General features: G+C 64.7%; 24 protein-coding genes and 1 tRNA gene. 14 read left to right on the top strand and 11 right to left on the bottom strand.

The features are described 5' to 3' along the window. Positions 1 to 121: 121 nt before the first annotated feature. Positions 122 to 385, bottom strand: coding sequence for a 50S ribosomal protein L27 (gene rpmA / locus ASC81_RS03655; protein ID WP_056262830.1), 264 nt, complete (start codon positions 383 to 385; stop codon positions 122 to 124). Between the two features lie 35 nt (positions 386 to 420). Further along, a complete protein-coding gene (gene rplU, locus ASC81_RS03650; protein ID WP_056262826.1) occupies positions 421 to 732 on the bottom strand; it encodes a 50S ribosomal protein L21 in 312 nt (103 codons plus the stop codon). Between the two features lie 358 nt (positions 733 to 1,090). Here rplU and ispB point away from each other — a divergent pair, with 358 nt between their 5' ends. The 8 genes from ispB (at position 1,091) to ASC81_RS03610 (ending at position 7,870) form a co-directional block, all read left to right on the top strand. Next, complete coding sequence (gene ispB / locus ASC81_RS03645) at positions 1,091 to 2,020, top strand: octaprenyl diphosphate synthase (RefSeq protein WP_056262823.1); 930 nt, start codon at positions 1,091 to 1,093, stop codon at positions 2,018 to 2,020. Positions 2,021 to 2,042: 22 nt separating this feature from the next. After that, a tRNA-Pro gene (locus ASC81_RS03640) sits at positions 2,043 to 2,119 on the top strand. Between the two features lie 211 nt (positions 2,120 to 2,330). Next, positions 2,331 to 3,998 carry a type IV-A pilus assembly ATPase PilB gene (pilB, locus tag ASC81_RS03635; RefSeq protein ID WP_056262820.1) on the top strand — a complete coding sequence of 556 codons (1,668 nt, stop codon included), beginning with the start codon at positions 2,331 to 2,333 and terminating at the stop codon, positions 3,996 to 3,998. Between the two features lie 20 nt (positions 3,999 to 4,018). Further along, the gene (locus ASC81_RS03630) at positions 4,019 to 5,248 is read left to right on the top strand and encodes a type II secretion system F family protein (RefSeq protein ID WP_056262817.1); all 1,230 of its coding nucleotides are present in this window, start codon (positions 4,019 to 4,021) and stop codon (positions 5,246 to 5,248) included. A 68-nt stretch (positions 5,249 to 5,316) separates the two neighbouring features. Further along, complete coding sequence (locus tag ASC81_RS03625; RefSeq protein WP_056262815.1) at positions 5,317 to 6,255, top strand: A24 family peptidase; 939 nt, start codon at positions 5,317 to 5,319, stop codon at positions 6,253 to 6,255. A 7-nt stretch (positions 6,256 to 6,262) separates the two neighbouring features. Next, positions 6,263 to 6,868 carry a dephospho-CoA kinase gene (gene coaE / locus ASC81_RS03620; RefSeq protein WP_056262812.1) on the top strand — a complete coding sequence of 202 codons (606 nt, stop codon included), beginning with the start codon at positions 6,263 to 6,265 and terminating at the stop codon, positions 6,866 to 6,868. A 23-nt stretch (positions 6,869 to 6,891) separates the two neighbouring features. Further along, a complete protein-coding gene (zapD, locus tag ASC81_RS03615; protein ID WP_056262809.1) occupies positions 6,892 to 7,647 on the top strand; it encodes a cell division protein ZapD in 756 nt (251 codons plus the stop codon). A 7-nt stretch (positions 7,648 to 7,654) separates the two neighbouring features. Further along, on the top strand, positions 7,655 to 7,870 hold the full coding sequence (locus ASC81_RS03610; protein WP_056262807.1) for a DNA gyrase inhibitor YacG: 216 nt from the start codon (positions 7,655 to 7,657) through the stop codon (positions 7,868 to 7,870). On the opposite strand, the gene ASC81_RS03605 is transcribed toward ASC81_RS03610, so the two are convergent. The 3 genes from ASC81_RS03605 to tal are packed head-to-tail and all read right to left on the bottom strand — an operon-like array spanning position 7,860 to position 11,040. Continuing rightward, the gene (locus tag ASC81_RS03605; protein WP_056262803.1) at positions 7,860 to 8,480 is read right to left on the bottom strand and encodes an HAD family phosphatase; all 621 of its coding nucleotides are present in this window, start codon (positions 8,478 to 8,480) and stop codon (positions 7,860 to 7,862) included. The genes ASC81_RS03610 and ASC81_RS03605 overlap by 11 nt on opposite strands. After that, entirely contained in the window at positions 8,477 to 10,096 is a 1,620-nt protein-coding gene (pgi, locus tag ASC81_RS03600) for a glucose-6-phosphate isomerase (RefSeq protein ID WP_056262800.1), read from the bottom strand. The genes ASC81_RS03605 and pgi overlap by 4 nt, the downstream gene beginning before the upstream one ends. Positions 10,097 to 10,098: 2 nt before the next feature. Next, positions 10,099 to 11,040, bottom strand: a complete 942-nt coding sequence (gene tal, locus ASC81_RS03595) for a transaldolase (RefSeq protein WP_056262797.1) — start codon at positions 11,038 to 11,040, stop codon at positions 10,099 to 10,101. A gap of 122 nt (positions 11,041 to 11,162) precedes the next feature. Here tal and zwf point away from each other — a divergent pair, with 122 nt between their 5' ends. Next, positions 11,163 to 12,608, top strand: a complete 1,446-nt coding sequence (gene zwf, locus ASC81_RS03590; RefSeq protein WP_056262794.1) for a glucose-6-phosphate dehydrogenase — start codon at positions 11,163 to 11,165, stop codon at positions 12,606 to 12,608. Between the two features lie 88 nt (positions 12,609 to 12,696). Beyond that, entirely contained in the window at positions 12,697 to 13,557 is an 861-nt protein-coding gene (locus tag ASC81_RS03585) for a MurR/RpiR family transcriptional regulator (RefSeq protein ID WP_056264267.1), read from the top strand. 1 nt (position 13,558) lies between these two features. On the opposite strand, the gene ASC81_RS03580 is transcribed toward ASC81_RS03585, so the two are convergent. The 6 genes from ASC81_RS03580 to ASC81_RS03555 form a co-directional block, all read right to left on the bottom strand. Next, positions 13,559 to 13,867, bottom strand: coding sequence for an STAS domain-containing protein (locus ASC81_RS03580; protein WP_235533561.1), 309 nt, complete (start codon positions 13,865 to 13,867; stop codon positions 13,559 to 13,561). Between the two features lie 2 nt (positions 13,868 to 13,869). Continuing rightward, positions 13,870 to 14,508: a phospholipid-binding protein MlaC gene (locus ASC81_RS03575; protein ID WP_056262791.1), complete on the bottom strand. Its 639-nt coding sequence runs from the start codon at positions 14,506 to 14,508 to the stop codon at positions 13,870 to 13,872. A 92-nt stretch (positions 14,509 to 14,600) separates the two neighbouring features. Continuing rightward, entirely contained in the window at positions 14,601 to 15,455 is an 855-nt protein-coding gene (locus ASC81_RS03570; protein WP_156391710.1) for a VacJ family lipoprotein, read from the bottom strand. Next, positions 15,452 to 15,952 (bottom strand): outer membrane lipid asymmetry maintenance protein MlaD, encoded by a 501-nt coding sequence (gene mlaD, locus ASC81_RS03565; RefSeq protein ID WP_056262785.1) that lies wholly within the window; start codon positions 15,950 to 15,952, stop codon positions 15,452 to 15,454. Before mlaD ends, ASC81_RS03570 begins: the two co-directional genes overlap by 4 nt. Positions 15,953 to 15,973: 21 nt before the next feature. Further along, positions 15,974 to 16,753: a lipid asymmetry maintenance ABC transporter permease subunit MlaE gene (gene mlaE / locus ASC81_RS03560; RefSeq protein WP_056262782.1), complete on the bottom strand. Its 780-nt coding sequence runs from the start codon at positions 16,751 to 16,753 to the stop codon at positions 15,974 to 15,976. Further along, the gene (locus ASC81_RS03555; protein WP_056262779.1) at positions 16,750 to 17,562 is read right to left on the bottom strand and encodes an ABC transporter ATP-binding protein; all 813 of its coding nucleotides are present in this window, start codon (positions 17,560 to 17,562) and stop codon (positions 16,750 to 16,752) included. Before ASC81_RS03555 ends, mlaE begins: the two co-directional genes overlap by 4 nt. Before the next feature lie 236 nt (positions 17,563 to 17,798). On the opposite strand from ASC81_RS03555, the gene ASC81_RS03550 reads away from it, so the two are divergent. From ASC81_RS03550 to ASC81_RS03535, 4 genes are read left to right on the top strand one after another with little or no spacing between them, the layout of a single operon-like run. Continuing rightward, the gene (locus ASC81_RS03550; protein WP_304438370.1) at positions 17,799 to 18,290 is read left to right on the top strand and encodes a type IV pilin protein; all 492 of its coding nucleotides are present in this window, start codon (positions 17,799 to 17,801) and stop codon (positions 18,288 to 18,290) included. Then, on the top strand, positions 18,284 to 18,880 hold the full coding sequence (locus ASC81_RS03545; protein WP_056262774.1) for a Tfp pilus assembly protein FimT/FimU: 597 nt from the start codon (positions 18,284 to 18,286) through the stop codon (positions 18,878 to 18,880). Before ASC81_RS03550 ends, ASC81_RS03545 begins: the two co-directional genes overlap by 7 nt. After that, the gene (locus tag ASC81_RS03540) at positions 18,880 to 19,281 is read left to right on the top strand and encodes a prepilin-type N-terminal cleavage/methylation domain-containing protein (protein WP_235533560.1); all 402 of its coding nucleotides are present in this window, start codon (positions 18,880 to 18,882) and stop codon (positions 19,279 to 19,281) included. The genes ASC81_RS03545 and ASC81_RS03540 overlap by 1 nt, the downstream gene beginning before the upstream one ends. Continuing rightward, a complete protein-coding gene (locus tag ASC81_RS03535; RefSeq protein ID WP_082536226.1) occupies positions 19,278 to 20,417 on the top strand; it encodes a PilW family protein in 1,140 nt (379 codons plus the stop codon). The genes ASC81_RS03540 and ASC81_RS03535 overlap by 4 nt, the downstream gene beginning before the upstream one ends. The last annotated feature ends 6 nt before the right edge of the window (positions 20,418 to 20,423 follow it).

The following is a 20,423-nucleotide window of genomic DNA, read 5'->3' as shown; positions in this document are numbered from 1 at the left end:
GATTGCGCGGGGCGGGCTTTCCAAAAAACAAACCCGGTGAACCGGATCCAAAAAGCAAAAGCCCCGGCGAGCCGGGGCTTGAGACTGTCCGAACGGCTGACCCGTCCGGATCACGCAATCATCAAGCCGCCAGCGGCGTGATGACGACGGTCTGGCGGTTCTTCTCGCCCTTGATGGCGAAAGAAACGTGGCCATCGACCAATGCGAACAGCGTGTGGTCCTTGCCGATGCCGACGTTCACGCCGGGATGGAACTTGGTACCGCGCTGACGCACGATGATCGAACCGGCGGAGATCAGTTCGCCGCCGAAAGCCTTGACGCCCAGCATCTTGGGCTTGGAGTCGCGGCCGTTCCGTGTGGAACCGCCGCCTTTTTTCTGTGCCATGAGTTAGCTCCTCAAAATTAGCGAAAGCGGCTGGATCAGCCGTTGACCGCGCTGATTTCCAGCTGGGTGTAGTTCTGGCGGTGGCCTTGGCTCTTCTTGTAGTGCTTGCGACGGCGCATCTTGAAAATGCGAACCTTGTCGTGCTTGCCGTGGCTGACCACCTTGGCACTGACCGTGGCGCCAGCGACCAGCGGAGCGCCGACCGTCAGGCCGTCACCGCTGCCAACTGCCAGCACTTGGTCGATGGTGACCTCAGCGCCGACTTCCGCGTCGAGCAACTCGACCTTGATTTTTTCGCCAGCAGCAACCTTGTACTGCTTGCCGCCGGTTTTGATGACCGCGTACATGTTCTTCCTTTCGCACCCTGGAGGCGCATTCACCCGGCTCCAGCAGCTCCGCGCTCCCCTTTAAGGTTTGCGCCGCCGCCCTCGCCGGGCCTTTTTGTCGGTTTTGTTCCCCTGCGTCCCACGCATCTAAAGGCATGCGAGTTGCAAAGAGCCCGCGAGTATACCCTCGGCGATCAAAACATGGCAATCACCCAGCCCCCCCGCTGAGGGAGATGAACAGTTGGCCGACCCCTCTTCGTCGGGACTTCGCGCGCTTCCTATAATGGCGGCCTCCCTAGCTTGAGAGTCCAGAGTGCGCGTCGAGTCAGCCTCGCCCCCATCCCAAGTTGCCGAGGTCCTCGCTCTACTCGCCGCTGAAATGGCTCAGGTGGACGCAGTCATTGCCCAGCGCCTGAGCTCAGACGTGGCGCTGATCGATCAGATCGCCCACTACATCGTGCATGCGGGCGGCAAGCGCATGCGCCCCAAGCTCGTGCTGCTGTTCGCAAACGCGCTGGGCTTCGAGCAGACCGCTCGCTTCGAGTTGGCTGCCGTGGTCGAATTCATTCACACGGCAACCTTGCTGCACGACGATGTCGTCGACGAGTCGTCGTTGCGACGTGGCAAACCGACCGCGAACGCGCTGTTTGGCAACGCGGCGAGCGTCTTGGTCGGCGACTTCCTGTACTCGCGCGCTTTCCAGATGATGGTTTCTGTCGACCGCATGCGCGTGCTGGAGGTGCTGGCGGAGGCCACCAACGTCATCGCTGAGGGCGAGGTTCTGCAGCTGATGAATATGCATGACCCGGACATCACCGTGGAAAGTTATCTGCGCGTGATCCGCTTCAAAACAGCCAAGCTCTTTGAGGCAAGCGCGCGTCTTGGCGCGGTGCTCGCCGACGCGTCGCCGGAGGTCGAGGAGGCCTGCGCCGCTTACGGCCGCGCTCTAGGCACCGCATTTCAACTCATTGACGACGTTCTTGACTACGAAGGCGACGCTCATGAACTCGGCAAGAACATTGGCGATGACCTGCGCGAAGGCAAGACGACCCTGCCATTGCTGATTGCCATGGAACGCGCGACGCCTGAACAGCGCACGCTGCTGCGGCATGCGATCGAGGAAGGGGAGCAAGAGAAGCTTCAGGAGATCGTCACTATCGTGCGGACCACTGGCGCCCTCGAATCGACTCGGGAAGCCGCTCGCGCCGAGGCCCGGCATGCAGCCGAATGCCTGCAATTGCTTCCTCCCAATAAGTGGACGAAATCTCTGCTAGAATTCGCAATTCAGTCGGTTGAGCGCCACTCATAGTGAGCGCTTAGCAAAAGACCATCGGGGTGTAGCTTAGCCTGGTAGAGCGCTACGTTCGGGACGTAGAGGCCGGAGGTTCGAATCCTCTCACCCCGACCAAGTCTTAGTCTTCGGGATGAGGGCAAGAAAATGCGACGGATTTCAGTCGCGCGACGTTGAAAAGTTGCGGTTATCCCTGGAATTCGTTTGACTCCGCCCGTACGCATGACTGGCACAATCGACGAACTCTGCCCCTCCGTCGTCGACGCAACCGCCTGTGGAAACCACGCTCGCTGAGCCGCTTCAGTCTTCCCTGTCAGGGGTAGCGCGCATGTTGGTGCATGCCGGCAAGCTGCAAAGCAAAGCCGCCGAAGACCTCGTCAAACAGGCGCGCGAGAAAAAGGTCAGTTTCGTCAATGCCGTGATTGCCAGCGGACAGGTCTCGGCATTCGACTTGGCCCATACGCTTTCGAGTGCGCTGGCGTTGCCGCTACTCGACTTGTCGGCGATGGACCCGCAGCGCATGCCGCAAAACGTCATCGACGCGAAGTTGACGCAGCAGTATCAGGTTATCGCCCTGTCGCGACGCGGCAGTCGACTCTTCATCGGCGGTGCGGACCCGACCGAACTCGAAGTTATCGAGCGGATCAAGTTCGCAACGCAACTTCAACCCGAATGGGTCATCGTCGAACACGACAAACTGACCAAGATGCTGGTCAGCGCAGGCGTCACTGCAGCGGAGACGCTGGAATCCATTGCGGGTGGCGACTTCGACTTTGACATCGCCGAGGAAGATGCGACCCCGCAGCAGGAATCGTCTGAACTGGCCGACGTCGAGGACGCTCCCGTCGTTCGCTTCCTTCAGAAAATGCTGGTCGACGCGATCAATCTTCGCGCCTCTGACCTGCACTTCGAGCCCTACGAGTTTCACTACCGGGTGCGCTTTCGCGTCGACGGTGAGCTGCGCGAAATCACCCAGCCGCCGATCGCCATCAAGGACAAGCTGTCGTCCCGTATCAAGGTGATCTCGCGCCTAGACATCGCGGAACGACGGGTGCCCCAGGACGGGCGCATGAAGCTGAAGTTCGGCAGCAAATCCATCGACTTCCGGGTCAGCACCCTGCCGACGCTGTTTGGCGAAAAGATCGTCGTCCGTATCCTCGACTCGTCCTCGGCCAAGCTTGGTATCGAAGCCCTGGGTTACGAGAAGATAGAGAAAGAACGCCTGCTGGCCGCCATCTACCGACCTTACGGCATGGTGCTGGTGACGGGCCCGACGGGTTCGGGCAAGACGGTGTCTCTGTACACCTGCCTGAACATCCTCAACCAGCCCGGCGTCAACATTTCGACCGTCGAGGATCCGGCGGAAATCAACCTCCCCGGCATCAATCAGGTCAATGTCAACGACAAGGCCGGCCTGAATTTCTCGGCAGCGCTCAAGTCATTCCTTCGCCAGGATCCAGACATCATCATGGTCGGCGAAATTCGCGACCTTGAGACGGCCGACATCGCCATCAAGGCGGCGCAGACCGGCCACATGGTCATGTCAACGCTGCACACCAACGACGCGCCCAAGACGCTGACGCGCCTGCTCAATATGGGTGTTGCGCCTTTCAATATCGCGTCGAGCGTGCTTCTCATCACCGCCCAGCGCTTGGTGCGCCGGCTGTGCGAGAACTGCAAGCAACCTGCCGACTACCCGCGCGAAGCCCTGCTCAGGGCCGGCTTCGCGGAGGAAGATTTCGACGGCAGCTGGAAGCCTTACCGCGCGGTGGGTTGCAGCAATTGCACCAACGGCTACCGCGGACGGCTGGGCCTATATCAAGTGATGCCGGTCACTGAAGCAATCCAACGCATCATCCTGGCTCTGGGTACCGCGATGGACATCGCCGAACAAGCCAAGAAGGAAGGCGTGCGCGACCTGCGTCAGTCCGGCTTGGTGAAAGTGCGCGGCGGAATCACGACGCTTGAAGAAGTGCTATCCGCCACCAACGAATAATTCAGTTTCGAGGAACGTGCATGGCCACTGCCACTGCCACCGCCGCAGCAAAAGGCGTCAAGGACTTCGTCTTCGAGTGGGAGGGCAAGGACCGCAACGGCAAGATCGTCAAGGGCGAGCTGCGTGCCGGTGGCGAAGCCATGGTCAGCGCGACCTTGCGCCGGCAGGGCATCCTCGTCAACAAGGTCAAGAAGCGCCGCGCCAGCGGCGGCTCATCGATCAAGCAGAAGGACATCGCCGTCTTCACCCGCCAGCTGGCCACGATGATGCGCGCTGGCGTTCCGCTGCTGCAAGCCTTCGACATCGTCGGCCGCGGCGCCACCAACCCACGGCTGACGCGACTGTTGAACGACATCCGGCAGGATGTTGAGACCGGCACGAGCCTGTCCGCCGCGTTCCGCAAGCATCCGATGTATTTCGACGCCCTCTACTGCAATCTCGTGGAGGCAGGCGAGACGGGCGGTATCTTGGAAGCGCTGCTGGACCGGCTCGCCATCTACCAAGAGAAGACGGTCGCCATCAAGAACAAGATCAAGTCCGCGCTGACCTATCCGGTCGCCGTGATGATCGTCGCCTTCATCGTCGTAGCGGTCATCATGATCTTCGTGGTGCCCTCTTTCGAGGATGTGTTTAAGTCATTTGGCGCCGACTTGCCAGCACCGACTCTGATGGTCATCGCCATGTCGAAATTTTTCGTCTCGTATTGGTGGGCGATCTTCGGCGGCCTTGGCGGCGGCATCTATTTCTTCATCCAGAGCTGGAAGCGCTCCGAGAAGATGCAGAAGCGCATGGATCGGTTGCTGCTCAAGGTGCCGGTCTTCGGCGACCTGATGTACAAGTCCGCGGTCGCGCGCTGGACTCGCACGCTGTCAACAATGTTCGCGGCGGGCGTGCCGCTCGTCGAAGCGCTTGATTCAGTGGGTGGCGCCGCGGGCAATGCAGTGTTCGCGGAAGCCACCGAGCAAATCCAGCGCGATGTGTCGACCGGTTCGGCACTGACGACGTCCATGCAGACCACCGGCGTCTTTCCGACGATGGTGCTGCAGATGGCGTCCATCGGCGAAGAGTCCGGCTCGCTGGACCACATGCTGGGCAAAGCCGCCGAGTTCTACGAGGACGAGGTGGACGAGATGGTCAAGGCCCTCTCCAGCCTGATGGAGCCGTTCATCATCGTCATCCTTGGAGGCCTCATCGGCGGCATCGTGGTGTCGATGTATCTGCCCATCTTCAAGCTGGGTCAGGTGGTCTGAGGCTCGGCGTCCCGGCGGCTGAATGCGGGTAGATTCCCGCCCGCATCCTTTCAACAACGCCGCTCAACATGCCCGCTGTCTCTCTCGACTGGTCCCTCTGGCTCTCCCCCTGGGTGCTGGGCATCCTGGGCTTGTGCATCGGCAGCTTCCTGAACGTCGTCGTCCATCGCATCCCGCTGATGTTGGAGCGCCAATGGCTGCATGAATCCGCCGCCCAGTTGACCGATGCGCCGGCGATGGCGCGCGTCATCGGGGCGCCAGCCAGCGAGACCGAGAAGCTGGCAAAGGCCGTCGACGCCTATGGCACCAAGATCGAGGCGCTGCCGCCCTTTGGCATCTCCAAGCCGCGCTCCAGGTGCCCGCATTGCGGCCATCAGCTGCGCTGGCATGAGAACCTGCCCGTCATCGGCTGGCTGCGCCTCGGCGGCAAATGCGCGGCCTGCAAGGCGCCCATCTCGACGCGCTATCCGCTGGTCGAGATCGCCACCGGTGTTGCATTCGCGGCGCTGTCTTGGCGCTTCGGCGCGCAGCCGACGACGTTGCTCTGGTGCGGCTTTGTCGCCGCCCTCATCGCACTGGCGATGATCGACTGGGACACGACGCTGCTACCTGATGCCATCAACCAGCCGCTGCTTTGGGCCGGGCTCGTCGCTGCGCTGATGGGTTGGACGATTCCGCTGGACAAGGCACTGATCGGAGCACTCGCTGGCTACCTGTCGCTGTGGTCCGTCTACTGGCTGTTCAAACTGGCCACGGGCAAGGAAGGCATGGGCTATGGCGATTTCAAGCTGCTCGCCGCGCTTGGTGCTTGGCTGGGTTGGCAGATGATCCTGCCCATCGTGCTCGGCGCATCGGCCATCGGCGCAGTGGTCGGCATCGTCATGAAGATGAATGCCCGGCTGCGCGAGGGTCGCTACGTTCCCTTCGGCCCTTTCCTCGCGGGGGGCGGTCTGGTCGTGCTGTTTGCAGGCCAGCAGACCGTGCTGGGCTGGCTCGGCTGGACCTGACGCCACGATGCGGATTGGCCTGACGGGCGGTATCGGCAGCGGCAAGAGCACGGTCGCCAGCATGCTTGGCGACGCTGGCGCCACCATCGTTGACACCGATGCGATCTCGCGCGCACTGACCCTTCCCGGCGGCGTCGCCATGCCGGCGGTTCAGGAGCAATTCGGTGCCGCGTTCATCACCGCGGACGGCGCACTCGACCGGGAGCGCATGCGCGCCCTCGTCTTCTCGGACGCCAGCGCCAAGCGCCGGCTCGAAGCCATCCTCCATCCCTTGATCACAGCCCGGGCGCTTGCGCAAGCCGAGACGGCTGCGGCCGGCCTTGTCGTGTTCGACGTGCCCTTGCTGGTCGAGTCGGGGCGCTGGCGGTCGCGTGTCGCGCGCGTGCTCGTCGTCGACTGCGCTACCGAGACGCAGATCGGCCGCGTGCTGCAACGCCCTGGCTGGACGCGCGAGCGCATCGACGGCGCGCTGGCGGCACAGGCAACACGCCAAGCACGTCGCGCCGCTGCCGATGCGGTCTTGTGGAACGATGACCTCTCACTTGTTGCGCTCAGAAACGAGGTTCTGGCCCTGGCTGCGCGCTGGGGCTGTGAAACAATCGCGCCGCCCTGATCGCAGTCCATCCCGAGACACCATTGGTCCTGTACGAGTACCCGTTCAACGAGAGCATCCGCACGATGCTCCGCCTCGAACACCTGTTCGACCGCCTCGGTGCGCTGATGGCGCGCGAGACCGCGCTGGATCACCACTTCGCCCTGGTCACGCTGTTCGAGATCCTGGACGTCGCCTCGCGCGCTGACCTGAAGAGCGACCTGCTGAAGGAGCTGGAAAAGCACAAGGCCCAGTTCAATGGCTACCGTGGCAGCCCCGGCCTGGATGAGGCGCGGCTCGACGAGGTAGTCGCTCGCATCGACGGCGCATACCAGCGGCTGAACGCCGTTGCTGGCAAGACCGGCACGGCACTGACGGGCAACGACTGGTTGATGAGCATCCGCAGCCGCATCAGCATCCCGGGCGGCACCTGCGAGTTCGATCTGCCGGCCTACTACAACTGGCAGCAGCTGCTGCCCGTACGTCGCCGCAAGGATCTGATGTCATGGGCGCAAACGCTGATGCCGATGGCCGAGGCCTTGCAGGTGCTGCTCGGCCTGCTGCGTGATGCAGGCAGCCCGCACAAGGTCGCGGCCACCGCCGGCCAGTTCCAGCAAAGCCTGCCGCCGGGTCGCGTCTACCAGTTGCTGCGCATGCGCATCGACCCCAGCCTGGGGCTGATCCCTGAAATCTCGGGCCACCGCTTGATGATTTCCATCCGGCTGATGCGCCAGGACGAGGACGGCCGACTCAAGCTGGCCCCTGAAGACATCGGCTTCGAGCTGGCGCTTTGCCAATAGACATCAAATGAAGACCAACGCCCAAGGCGAGCGCATCGTGCGCTGCCCGCAATGCGGCGGCGACAGCGTGTTCGCACCCAGCAACAAGTGGCGGCCGTTCTGCAGCGAGCGCTGCCGGCAGATCGACCTGGGCGCCTGGGCCAGCGAGTCCTTCCGCGTACCGGCCGCGCCGCCCGAGGAGCCCGATGAGCAGGGCTCGGACGGCGACCGGCTCATGCACTGAGCAAGCGCCGCGACACCAGTTCGCGCCGCGCGCTGGCGGCATCGGTGAACAGGAAGGCCTGCCAATCGCGCGACAGCGCGGTGTCGACGTTCACCGGGTGGTCGTCCAGGAAAAGCAGTTCATGCGGCTGCGCGTTGAAATGCTTCTCGGCCATCGCAAAGATCTCGGCGCTCGGCTTGATCTGCTTGATGCGGCCGGAAAACAGGCCTGACTCGAACCACTCGCCCAGCGGATAGGTCTGGCTGAGATGGTCAGCGTAAGGCTCGGGCATGTTGGACAGGAAATGCAACGTGTGCCCGGCGGCGCGCAGGTCGCGGATCAGCACGACGGTGCCGGGGATGGGCATCAGCTCATCCGGCACCGCGCGCACGACAGCGGCGACCTCGCCGCGCGGCCAGCCCGTGCGGGCGGCAATGCGGCGCACCACCTCGTCAGCACCGATGAGGCCCTGGTCGAACAGTCCCCAGTCACCACCGTAGTTCTGGAAGAACTGGGCTGCGATTGCCGCCCCCTGCTCCAGCGTCTCGACGCGATGCGGCCAGATGCGGGCAAGGAAACTGGCGGGATGCCAGCGGAACACGACGCCGCCGAAGTCGAAGACGATCTTCATGCCGTCAACCGGGCCAGCAGGCCGGCGGTCGAGCCGTCCAGCCCGGTCGCGTCGCCCGATTCCAGACGCGGCAGGAGTTGATTGCACAGCGCCTTGCCGAGCTCCACCCCCCACTGGTCGAAGCTGTTGATGCCCCAGAGCGCGCCCGTGACGAAAACACGGTGCTCGTAAAGGGCGATCAAGGCGCCAAGTGAACGCGGCGTCAGCGCGTCCAACACCAGCATCGTGCTCGGCCGGTTGCCGGGGAAGCTGCGGTGACGGGACAGCACGTCGCGGTCCAAGGTGGCTGACGCCGTCGGCGCCTTTTCGGCGAGGGCCTCTTCGGCCGTCTTGCCCTGCATCAGCGCCTGGCTCTGCGCGAGGCAGTTGGCCAGCAGCTTGCGGTGCTGGTCGGCCAACTTGGTGGCCAGCTCGCCGCTCGCGCCATGGTTGGGGCGCTTGACGGCGATGAACTCGACCGGGATGACGTCGGTGCCCTGGTGCAGCATCTGGAAATAGGCGTGCTGGCCATTGGTGCCCGCCTCACCCCAGACGACGGGCGAGGTGCTCAAGCGCAACGCATTGCCGTCCAGGTCCACGCCCTTGCCGTTGCTTTCCATCTCCAGCTGCTGCAGATAGGCCGGCAGGCGACGCAGGCCCTGGTGGTAGGGCGCCACGCTGCGGCTGGTGAAGCCGTGGAAGTTGCGATACCAGATGTCGACCAGGCCGAGCAGCACGGGCAGGTTCTGCTCAAGCGATGCGGACGCAAAGTGCCCATCCATCGCGTGCGCGCCGGCCAAAAGGTCGCGGAAGTTGCTCGCGCCGACCGCAATGGCGATGGGCAGGCCGATGACCGACCAAAGCGAGTAACGGCCGCCGACCCAGTCCCAGAAGCCGAAGGCGGTGTCGATGCCAAAGGCGGCGGCAGCGGCCGTGTTGCTGCTTGTCGCGACGAAGTGGCGTGCCACGTCCGTGCCGCCGGCCGCCAGGAACCAGGCCTTGGCGGCCTGCGCGTTGGCCAGCGTCTCCTGGGTTGTGAAGGTTTTGGATGCAACCACAAAGAGCGTGTTCGCCGCATCCAGGCCGGCCAACACGGGTGCCAAATCGTGCCCGTCCACGTTGGACACGAAATGCAGCTTCAGGTCGCGGCGCCCAAAGGCCTGCAGTGCCTGCACGACCATCGCCGGGCCGAGGTCGCTGCCACCGATGCCGATGTGCACAACGTCGGTGATCTGGCCGCGCGCGCCACGGCGCACGCTTTCGGCAAAGGCCAGCATCGCGTCCAGCGACGCCTGCACCTCGGCATGGAAGGGTGCATCGCTGCCCGCCGGCGCGCGCAGCGCCGTGTGAAGCACCGCGCGGCCCTCGGTGTGGTTGACCGGGTCGCCACGCAACAGCGCGTCACGCCGCGCCTCCAGGCCGCAGTCGCGGGCCAGCTTCACCAGCAGCGCCAGCGTCGGCGTGTCGATGCGGTTCTTGGACAGGTCGGCAAAGACCTCGGGCGCCTCGAAAGACAGCGCGCCGAAGCGCCCCGCGTCGGACGCAAAGGCGGTGCGGATGTCGAAGCCGCGACCACTCGCGGCGTAGTGGGCTTGGAGCTCGGCCCAGACGGGAGACAGGTCGCAGCGGGTCGTCATGGTCAGGCTGCTTCGATGAGTTTGTCCAGCTTCACAGCGTCAACGGCGAACTGGCGGATGCCTTCGGCCAGCTTCTCGGTCGCCATCGCGTCCTCGTTCAGCGCAAAGCGGAAGGCGGCTTCGTCGAGGTGCATCGCTGGTACTGCCGACGACTTGGCCGGATCGAGCGCCCGCTCCAGCTTGGCGTCTGTCGCCTGCAGTTGCGCCAGCAGGTCGGGGCTGATGGTCAGCAGGTCGCAGCCCGCCAGCGCCTGGATCTGGCCGATGTTGCGGAAGCTGGCGCCCATCACTTCGGTCTTGATGCCGTGCTGCTTGAAGTAGGCATAGATCTGAGTCACCGACTTCACGCCCGGGTCGTTCGCGCCAGCCTGTGCGGCCTCGTCCCAGGCGGCGCCGGCCGACTTCTTGTACCAGTCGTAGATGCGGCCGACGAAGGGCGAGATCAGTTGCACCTTGGCTTCACCGCAGGCCACCGCCTGGGCAAAGGCGAACAGCAGCGTCAGGTTGCAGCGGATGCCCTCGCGCTCAAGCTCTGCAGCGGCCTGGATGCCTTCCCAGGTGGATGCCAGCTTGATCAGGACGCGTTCACGGCCGATGCCAGCCGCCTCGTACAACCCAATGATGCGGCGGGCGCGCGACAGGCTGGCAGCCTTGTCGAAACTCAGGCGCGCATCGACCTCGGTCGACACACGCCCCGGCACAACCTTCAGGATCTCAAGGCCGAAGCGCACGAGCACCTGGTCGACGATCTCGTCGAGCGGCTTGCCGCGGTGCGCCGCAACCGTTTCAGTCAACAGCGGCGCGTAGTCGGCCGACTGCACGGCCTTCAGGATCAGGGAAGGATTGGTCGTTGCATCTCGCGGCGCGAACTGCGCCAGTTGCAGGAAGTTGCCGGTGTCGGCAACGACAGTGGTGAAGGCTTTGAGCTGATCGAGCTGGTTCATGGATGGGCCTTTACGGGTCGACTGGATTGACCCGGCGAAGAAACTGCTGCATAGTATTTCACGAAACTAAGTTACACAACGGTTAGCGCTCCATGGGAAGAGCTGGCCTGGAGACCCCGCAAATGTCTTTCGATCTCGTGTTTTTCGGCGGCACCGGTGACCTGACGTGGCGCAAGCTGATGCCCGCGCTGTTTCAGGCCTTCCGGCACGGCAAGTTGCCCGAAGGCGGTCGCATTCTCGCCGTCGCACGTGACGAGCAGACGGACGAGCGCTACCGCGAATGGCTGAAGGAGCGCTTCCGCGAAGTCGACGGCGCCAAGCGGCCGACCGACGAGGAGTTCGAGCAGTTCGGCGCGTTGATCCACTACCGCCGCATGGACCTGTCCCAGCCCGACCACTACCAAGGGCTCAAGGACTGGCTCGATGCCCGCAACGCCGACACCGTCGTGCTTTATCTGGCCACCAGCCCGCACCTCTTCACGGGCATCTGCCAGCAGCTCGGCGCCGTCGGCCTGAACCACGACAAGGTGCGGGTGGTGCTGGAGAAGCCGCTGGGCCATGACCTGGCCAGCGCGCAGGAGATCAACCGTGCGGTGCGCAGCGTCTTTGCCGAAAGCCAGGCCTTCCGCATCGACCACTACCTCGGCAAGCCGTCCGTGCAGAACCTGATGGCGCTGCGCTTCGGAAATGCGCTGTTCGAGCCGCTGTGGCGCCGCGAAAGCATCGCCAACATCCAGATCACGCTGGCCGAGCGCCTGGGCGTGGGCACACGCGGGGCGTTCTACGACGGCACCGGCGCGCTGCGCGACATGATCCAGAACCATGCGCTGCAGCTGCTGACGATGATCGCGATGGAGCCTCCGGCGCGCAACGATGCCGACGCGATCCGCGACGAGAAGCTCAAGGTCCTGCGCTCGCTCAAGCCCTTCACGCCTGATAGCGTGGCCCGCGACGTCGTGCGTGGCACGTACCGCGCCGGCAGCATCGAAGGCAAGGCCGTGCCGGGCTATCTGGAAGAGGTCAAGGTGCCACCGGACAGTGCCTGCGAAACCTTCGTCGCGCTGCGCACCGAGGTCAACAACTGGCGCTGGGCCGGCGTGCCCTTCTACCTGCGCACCGGCAAGCGCCTGGCCGAGCGCGATGCGCAGATCGTCGTCAACTTCCGCCCCGTGCCGCACAAGATCTTCCCCGGTGCGAGCCAGCCCAACCGCCTGGTCATCAAGCTGCAGCCCGAGGACGGCCTGGAGCTGCAACTGCTGGCCCAGAAGGGCGCCGGCCATGGCGAGCAGCTGACGCCGGTGTCGCTGGACCTGGACTTCGACAAGGCCTTTGCAACCCAGCGCGTCGGCGCCTACGAGCGCCTGCTGCTGGACGCGATTGCCGGTCGCCTCAACCTTTTTGTGCGCAGCGACGAGCAGGAGCAGGCCTGGCGCTGGGTCGAACCCATCCTCGATGCGTGGGCGGCTGATGCCAGCGGCCCGCGCCCCTACTCGGCGGGGTCCTGGGGCCCGGCCGCCGCCAGCGCGCTGGTCGCACGCGATGGTTTCCACTGGGCGGAAGAGCAATGAAGGCCGCTGCGCCGGGCCGCCCCAAGCAAGGCCGCGCCCTCTCGGAGGGCCGCGCAACGTACCCGTTGAGCGGGGAGCTGAAATGAGCATTCTGGAGCGTGTCAAAGCCGCCTTGCCGGCACTGCCGCCCGCTGAACAACGGGTGGCAAAACTGCTGCTGCTCGACGCCCGCAGCTTCGCCAGCCTGCCGGTCAGCGAGCTGGCCGACCGGTCGCATGTGTCCAAGCCGACGGTGGTGCGCTTCTGCCGCAGCGTCGGCTACGACGGGCTGGCCGACTTCAAGCTGAAGCTCGCCGGCAGCGTCAACGAGGGCGTGCCCTTCGTGCACCGCGCCGTGGACGAGGACGACAAGCCGCAGGACATCATCGTCAAGGTGGTCGACAACGCGGTCGCCGCGCTACTGCACTACCGCAACGATGCGGCCAGCCATGCCTTCGAGCGCGCCATCGACGCGCTGGCCGATTCGGCGCGGCACAACAAGCGCATCGAGTTCTACGGCGTCGGCAACTCCGGCATCGTGGCCCAGGATGCCCAGCACAAGTTCTTCCGCCTCGGCGTCAACACCGCCGCCAACAGCGACGGCCATGTGCAGCTGATGAGCGCGACGATGCTGGCGCCCGGCGACTGCGCCGTCATCATCAGCAACTCCGGCCGCAGCCGCGATCTGCTGGATGCTGCGGAGATTGCGCGCAAGAAGGGCGCGACCATCATCATCATCACGGCCAGCGCCTCGCCTCTTGCGCAGTTGGCGCTGGGCCCCAACCAGATCCTGCTGGCGGTGGACCATCCCGAGGACTTCGACCGCTACAGCCCGATGGTGTCGCGGCTGCTTCACCTTATCGCGGTGGACATCCTGACGACCGGCGTGGCGCTGCGACTGGGCCAGCAGCTGCGGCCCATGCTGCAAGAGATCAAGAAGAACCTGCGCGCCAAACGCTACGCTGGTTGAACTAAACGACGGCCGGCGGCGCCCAGAGCAATTCTGCAACGCCGTAGACGCGAGCCAGCTCACGCAGCTTGTCCGGCGCGTCATTGAGCTTGAGCGTCGCGCCTTGCTCGCTGCACTGGCGTGCGGCGGACAGCAGCAGGCTCAGTGCTGACGAATCGAAATCCGTCAGTTCGGCGGCCGACAGCCGCACCTCCGTGCCAGCAGCAGCCAGCACCTGGGCGGCCTCGGCGCGCAGCGCCGGCGACATCTGCGCCCAGGCGGCGCGAGCGCCATCCGTGCGCAGCCGTGCGGGCAGCTTCAGGCCACTCAAGATCAGCTCTTGGCAGCCGTCGCACCGGCCTTGGCGTTCTTGTCGGCCAGGCTTTTGATCAGGCCATCGATGCCGTTGGCGCCAATTTCCTGCGCGAAGCTGTTGCGGTACTGATCAGCCAGCCAGATGCCAAGCACATTGACGTCGTAGATCTTCCAAACGGCGCCGGCCTTCTCCAGGCGGTAGTCGAGCTGGATCGGGTCGCCCTTGCCACGGATCTCGGTGCGAACGACCACCTCGGCGTCAGTGGGCTGGGCGCGCAGCGGCTTCAGCGCAATGGTCTGGTCCTTGACCTGCGTCAGTGCGCCGGCATAGGTGCGCACAAGCAGCGTCTTGAATTCAGCCTGCAGCTTGGCCTGCTGGTCCGGGGTGGCCTGGCGCCAGAAGCGGCCGACCGCAGAGGCCGTCATGCGCTGGAAGTTGACATGGGGCATCACCTTGGTGTCCACCAGGGCGATGATCTTGTTGACGTTGCCGGCCTGGATGTCCTTGTCGGCCTTGACGGCTTCGATGGTCTCCAGCGACAGCTGGCGGATCAGCTGGTCCGGCGCAGTGGCATCGGCTGCGTGGGCGCCGTGCACAAGACCCAGGCCCAAGGTGGCCAAAGTCAGCAGGCGGCGCAAGGAAGTCAGCAAAGTCATGGTGTCACTTTCTCTGTACAGGGGCAGTCGCTAAACGCGCCTGCGCGGGTTTCGGTTGGCTGCTCGCGCCGGGACGCAAGGAAACGAGTTGTTTACCGCGACGCGGCAGACGCCGGATCAGCGGGTTTCTTTGCCGTCGCCGCGGGCGCTGATGCCGCGGCCTCGGGTGCCGCTGCAGCTGGTGCCGAAGCCCCGTTGCCCGGGACCAGCACCTCGTACTCGTCGTCGTCATCAAAGCTGCCGCGCCGCTGCAGATAGGCGTCACGGTAGAAGGTGTACTTGTCCAGCGCGATGCCTTCCAGCATGTCGCCCGCCCGCAGGAAGTTGGCACGGGTGTTGACCAAATTCAGCGCCGTGATGCCCACCTTGCTGCCGCCACCGTCGAAAACCACGGCGGGTGACGCCTGCCAGTCGACCGGCAATGCAATGGAATCCCGCACCGAGGAGGGCCCGAATACCGGCCAGACGACATAGGCGCCCGTGCCCATGCCCCACTTGCCCAGCGTCTTGCCGAAGTCCTGGCTGTTCTTCTCCAGGCCCGCTTCCGTGGCGATATCGAGCACACCGGCCAGGCCGAGCGTTGAATTCACCGCGAAACGCATGCCCTGCTCGACGCCGGGCTTGAAGCGGCCCTGCAGCATCAGATTGACGGCCGACCACGCGTCGCCGATGTTGCCGAAGAAGTTGTCGATGCCCTGGCGGACGGGTGATGGCACGACCTCGGAGTAGGCCGTGGCCACAGGCTTCAGCACGTTCTCATCCAGCCTCTCGTTGAAGGCGAAGACCTTGCGGTTCCACGACTCCCAGGGATCCAGCCGCTGGCCTTTGGAGCCCATGACCTTGTCGACGGCACGCTCCACGCGCTTGCCCACGCCTTGTACCGTCTGGCAGCCTGCCAGGCCCAGCACGAGGGCCACCAGGGCCAGTCCACGAATCAATTGCCTCACTGCTTGCTCCCGGATGCCGGCGCAGGCGTGGCCGTGCTGCCCATGTCGGACGCCTTGTTGTTGATGAACTGGCCGATGAGGTTTTCAAGCACTACGGCGCTTTGCGTCTGCAGGATGACGTCGCCTGCGGCGAGGTTCTTTTCGTCCGCACCCGGTTCGAGCCCGATGTACTGCTCGCCGAGCAGACCCGAGGTCAGGATCTTGGCCGAGCTGTCCTTGGGGAACAGCGCACCCTTGTGCAGGTTGATGACGACCTTGGCCTGGAAGGTCTTGTCATCGAAGTTGATCGACTCCACCCGGCCGATGACGACGCCGGCGCTCTTGACCGCCGCGTTGGGCTTCAGGCCGCCAATGTTGTCGAAGCGCGCCGACACCTGGTAGGTGGCGTCGAAATTCAGGCTGAGCAGATTGCCCGCCTTCAGCGCGAGGAAGAGCAACGCCGCGCCACCGATCAGCACGAAAAGGCCGACCCAGGCGTCATGTCGAGAGGCTTGCATTCTTGTTTCTCTCCCACTCCATCAAATAGAAAACATCATGGCAGTCAGCATGAAATCCAACGCCAGCACGGCAAGGGACGACAGCACGACGGTACGGGTGGTGGCCGCCGACACACCCTCGGGCGTGGGACTGCAGGTGTAGCCCTGCAGCAGGGCGACAAAGGTGACAGTGACGCCGAACACCAGGCTCTTGACGACGCCGTTGCCCACGTCCGCGAACACGTCGACCCCGCCTTGCATCTGCGACCAGAAAGCGCCGGGGTCGATGCCGATCAACGGCACCGCCACCAGCCAGCCGCCGATGATGCCGACCGCCGAGAAGACTGCCGCAAGTAAGGGCATGGCGATAACGCCGCCCCAGAAGCGCGGCGCCAGCACGCGCTGCACGGGGTCCACCGCCATCATTTCCATCGCGGTGAGCTGCTCGCCCGCCTTCATCAGGCCGATCTCTGCGGTCAGCGACGTGCCTGCTCGGCCCGCGAACAACAGGGCCGTGACGACCGGGCCGAGCTCGCGCACCAGGCTCAGCGCCACCAGCAGACCGACTGCGTCGGCCGAGCCGTAGCGCTGCAAGGTGTAGTAGCCCTGCAGCGCCAGCACGAAGCCGACGAAAAGGCCAGACACGCCGATGATGGACAGCGAGCGATTGCCCAGATAGAAGACCTGTTCACGCACCAGGACAAAGCGGGCCAGTGCCTTGGGCGAGCGCGCCAGCAAGCTGAAGAACAGGCGCGCCGAAGCGCCGATGTCGCCCAGCTTCAGGCGTACGCCAGCGCCGATGCGGGCGGCCAGCGCCATCATGCTGACACCCCAAAGTCTTCGGCCACCGACTTGGCCGGCTGATGGAACCGCACCGGGCCGTCGGCCTCGGCGCCGACGAACTGGCGCACCAGCGGGTCGTCGCTGCGGCGCAGTTCATCCGGCGTGCCCTGGGCCACGACGCGACCGTTGGCCACCATCGCGACCTCGTCGGCGATGCCGAAGGTCTCGTGCAGATCGTGCGAGACGACGATGCTGGTCAGACCCAGCGCGTCGTTCAGGTCACGGATCAAACGTGCCGCCACGCCGAGCGAAATCGGATCAAGGCCCGCGAAAGGCTCGTCGTAGAGCACCAGGTCAGGGTCCAGCGCGATGGCCCGGGCGAGCGCCACGCGCCGCGCCATGCCCCCCGAGATTTCGCTCGGCAGCAGATCGCGCGCGCCGCGCAAACCCACCGCGTTGAGCTTCATCAGCACCAGGTCGCGGATCATGGCTTCTGGCAGGTCGGTGTGCTCACGCAACGGAAACGCCACGTTCTCGTAGACGCTCAGGTCGGTGAACAGCGCGCCGAACTGGAACAGCATGCCCATGCGACGCCGCACGGCGTACAGGCCGTTCAGGTCAAGGGGCGCTAGGTCCTGGCCGTCGAACAACACCTGGCCGCTCAGCGGCCGCAACTGGCGCCCAAGCAGGCGCAGCACGGTGGTCTTGCCGCCGCCCGAGGTGCCGATCAGCGCCAGCACCTTGCCGCGCTGGAGCTTGAGGTTGACGCCGTCGAGCACCACGCGGTCGCCGTAGCCGACGCTGACGTTGCGCAGTTCGATCAGGGGTGCGGTGGCCGGAGGGTTCACGCGGGCGGGCCGAAGCCGGGCGGGAGAAAGGGCGCCATGATAGGGGAAACACCGAGAACCCCTGGGGAGACCCTAGGGAAGTCGGCTGGCGTGCCGATAAAAGAGGCTTCCAGCGTCTCAAGCGACAGGCAGCGGGCGCACCAAGCGTGCGCCAGTTCACGAATCATGGCCAAGCCGCGACCAGCGTTCACCGCCTCGCGACAAGCGGTATCGCGCCTGCGCCCCCCGACACCAAAATGCAAACCACTGCCTTGCAAAGCCATCCCATGCGCCATCGCCACTGCTCCAACGCTGCTCGCGGCTTCACTCTCATCGAGCTGATGATCGCGGTGGCCATCATTGGCATCCTTGCCGCCGTCGCGATCCCGCAATACCGCGACTATGTGACGCGCAGCCGGCTGGCGGATGCCAGCGCCGGACTGACGACGATGCGGGCGCAGATGGAGCGCTACTACCAGGACAACCGGACCTACGCCGACATCGGCACCTTCGTTTCGCCCTGCAATAACGCCACCGCCTCGGCACGCACGTTCGGCAATTTCCTGATCGGTTGCACAGGCACGCTCAACGCTACGCAGTTCACCCTTGAGGCGGTTGGCAGCGGCGCGTCCAACGGCTTCACGTACACGATCAACCATCAGGACGTGCGGGCAACAACAGCTGTGCCGAGCACATGGGGCGCCACATGCGCCACCAAATGGATCATGAAGAAGGCAGAGGCATGCTGATTCGCCGCAGTTCGGGCTTCAGCCTCATCGAGTTGATGGTGGCGGTCACCGTGCTTGCCATCCTGACGGCCGTGGCCTTGCCCAACTTCACGAGCTGGATTCGCAATGCGCGCGCCCGCACAGTGGCCGACGCGCTGCAGTCGGGCATGCGCCTGGCCCAAGCTGAGGCGCAGCGACGGACGCACACCGTGGTGTTCTTCCTGACCAACAACACGACTTGCAATGACACCGCCGTTGCGAATGCGAACGGCACCCAATGGCAAGTCCGCGTCGTTCCAGACGCTTTGCTGACAGAAGACAACACGGCGGGGTTCGTGAAAACGGTGCGCTGCGGCGTGCTGACCGACGTCTCCGCCGGCGTCACGCTCACCGGTGTCGCCGCGGTGTGCTTCGGCGGGGACGGAAGGCAGACCACCGTGACCGACCCCACCGGCATCGGCGTCAATTGCACCGCCGCAGCGCGCGTCTATGACATCAGTCCCCCCAGCGGTTCAGACAGCCGCCCTTTGCGTATGACCGTCAGCCTGGCCGGCTCGATCCGGATGTGCGACCCGGGCAAGAGCAGCACCTCACCGGACGGATGCAGATGATGGCCTCTCCACGCTTGGCGAGCCGTGGCTTCTCGATGATCGAGATGCTCGTCGGCGTCCTGATCATCTCCTTCGGGTTGCTGGGCCTCATCACGCTGCAAAGCCGCGCGCTGATGGTTTCGGTCAGCAGCGAGGATTCGCAGCGCGCGGCCTTGCTCGCCAGCGAGATGGCAGCCTTGATGTTGAACCAGGACGATGTGAACGTGAACGCCGCAGACATCGCCACCTGGGCCGCGCGCGCGGCCGACCCCGCCAGTGGCGGCGTGCCTGGCGGGGTCGCTACCGTGACCGTGACGACACCCACGACAGCGCGCGTGCAGGTGACCTGGGTTCCAGTGCAATCCACTGGCGGTGCCAGCAATACGCACAACTACACGACCGACGTGGTGGTGCCGAAATGACACGTCGCCTCGCACTCTCCTGCCGCGGCTTTTCCCTCGTCGAACTGATGGTGACACTCGCCATCGGCCTGGTACTGACACTGGCCATCTCCATGATGGTGGCGAGACAAGAGGGGATACGCCGCGGGGTGACCTCGGGCAACGACCTCACGAGCAACACCGCCTACGCCGCTTACATGGTGGAGCGCGAGCTACGCAGTGCGGGCGCCGGCTTCAGCCAGGCCACGGCGGAGAACTATGGCTGCCCCTTGAATGTGTCGCGCAACAACGCCCAGTTGCTGCCCTCGACGACAGCTTTCCCCGCACCGTTTGCCGCGATTCCGCAAACGTATGTGCTGGCTCCCTTGATCGTCCATGCCGGCGCTGGCGCCAATGGCTCGGATGTAATTGCCGTGGCTACCGGTCATTCGGGCCTGAGCGAGTCTGCGCTGCCGGTCGTGCCGAACTCGCCCGCGGCCGGCCAGCTGAGACTGGCCAATACCCTCGGCCTACGGGGCGGCGACGTGGTGCTGCTGTCCCAGCAAGGCGTCGGCTGCATGGTTCAACAGGTGAGCAGCCCCTTTGCTGGCGGCGCTGTCACGACGCTGACCTTCGGCGGCACCTACGCCGCCAATGTCATCAACGGCTTGTCAATCTCAGCATTCACGGCCCGCCCTTTCCTGTCCGTGTTGGGCAATGTCACCGGCAACCCGCCGCGCTTCATGCTGTTGGGCATTGGCGACAACGCGACGCTCTTCGCTTATGACCTGCTGAACATCAACTCCGCTACCCCTCAAGGGCTGGTGGAAGGCGTCGTCGACATGCGCGTGCGCTACGGTGTGGACGCCGCTGGCGGCGCCCAGCAAGTGGCCAGCTGGGTCGCACCAACCGACGTCAATTTCACGGCGGCAGCGCTCACGGCCGGCACCAACGTGGCCCAGGACAACCTGCAACGCATCCTGGCCGTGCGCGTCGGTCTTATCCTGCGCAGCGACCTGGCGGACAAGAACGACGTCACGCCGGCCTCTCTGACGATGTTCGGCACGCTAGGCGCGGGTCTGACCCACACCTATACCGTGCCGACCGGCACCACCAACCAGCGCTACCGGGTCGTCGAGTTCACGGTACCGCTGCGCAATGTCCGCCACTCTCGCTAGACCGTG

The organism is Pelomonas sp. Root405 (assembly GCF_001425165.1).
In the GTDB taxonomy this organism is placed as follows: Bacteria; Pseudomonadota; Gammaproteobacteria; order Burkholderiales; family Burkholderiaceae_C; genus Pelomonas.
The sequence above is the reverse complement of the archived record's forward strand: the minus strand, read 5'-3'. Positions and strand labels throughout refer to the sequence as shown.

Bases quoted from the DNA above. Each gene is read 5' to 3' on its own strand.
- ASC81_RS03625 (WP_056262815.1), top strand. From the start codon at position 5,317: ATGCCCGCTGTCTCTCTCGACTGGTCCCTCTGGCTCTCCCCCTGGGTG.
- tal (WP_056262797.1), bottom strand. From the start codon at position 11,040: ATGAACCAGCTCGATCAGCTCAAAGCCTTCACCACTGTCGTTGCCGAC.
- coaE (WP_056262812.1), top strand. From the start codon at position 6,263: ATGCGGATTGGCCTGACGGGCGGTATCGGCAGCGGCAAGAGCACGGTC.
- ASC81_RS03605 (WP_056262803.1), bottom strand. From the start codon at position 8,480: ATGAAGATCGTCTTCGACTTCGGCGGCGTCGTGTTCCGCTGGCATCCC.
- ispB (WP_056262823.1), top strand. From the start codon at position 1,091: ATGGCTCAGGTGGACGCAGTCATTGCCCAGCGCCTGAGCTCAGACGTG.
- ASC81_RS03550 (WP_304438370.1), top strand. From the start codon at position 17,799: ATGCAAACCACTGCCTTGCAAAGCCATCCCATGCGCCATCGCCACTGC.
- mlaE (WP_056262782.1), bottom strand. From the start codon at position 16,753: ATGATGGCGCTGGCCGCCCGCATCGGCGCTGGCGTACGCCTGAAGCTG.
- ASC81_RS03610 (WP_056262807.1), top strand. From the start codon at position 7,655: ATGAAGACCAACGCCCAAGGCGAGCGCATCGTGCGCTGCCCGCAATGC.
- rplU (WP_056262826.1), bottom strand. From the start codon at position 732: ATGTACGCGGTCATCAAAACCGGCGGCAAGCAGTACAAGGTTGCTGCT.
- ASC81_RS03545 (WP_056262774.1), top strand. From the start codon at position 18,284: ATGCTGATTCGCCGCAGTTCGGGCTTCAGCCTCATCGAGTTGATGGTG.
- pilB (WP_056262820.1), top strand. From the start codon at position 2,331: ATGTTGGTGCATGCCGGCAAGCTGCAAAGCAAAGCCGCCGAAGACCTC.
- zwf (WP_056262794.1), top strand. From the start codon at position 11,163: ATGTCTTTCGATCTCGTGTTTTTCGGCGGCACCGGTGACCTGACGTGG.
- ASC81_RS03535 (WP_082536226.1), top strand. From the start codon at position 19,278: ATGACACGTCGCCTCGCACTCTCCTGCCGCGGCTTTTCCCTCGTCGAA.
- mlaD (WP_056262785.1), bottom strand. From the start codon at position 15,952: ATGCAAGCCTCTCGACATGACGCCTGGGTCGGCCTTTTCGTGCTGATC.
- ASC81_RS03630 (WP_056262817.1), top strand. From the start codon at position 4,019: ATGGCCACTGCCACTGCCACCGCCGCAGCAAAAGGCGTCAAGGACTTC.
- rpmA (WP_056262830.1), bottom strand. From the start codon at position 385: ATGGCACAGAAAAAAGGCGGCGGTTCCACACGGAACGGCCGCGACTCC.
- pgi (WP_056262800.1), bottom strand. From the start codon at position 10,096: ATGACGACCCGCTGCGACCTGTCTCCCGTCTGGGCCGAGCTCCAAGCC.
- ASC81_RS03575 (WP_056262791.1), bottom strand. From the start codon at position 14,508: ATGACTTTGCTGACTTCCTTGCGCCGCCTGCTGACTTTGGCCACCTTG.
- ASC81_RS03540 (WP_235533560.1), top strand. From the start codon at position 18,880: ATGGCCTCTCCACGCTTGGCGAGCCGTGGCTTCTCGATGATCGAGATG.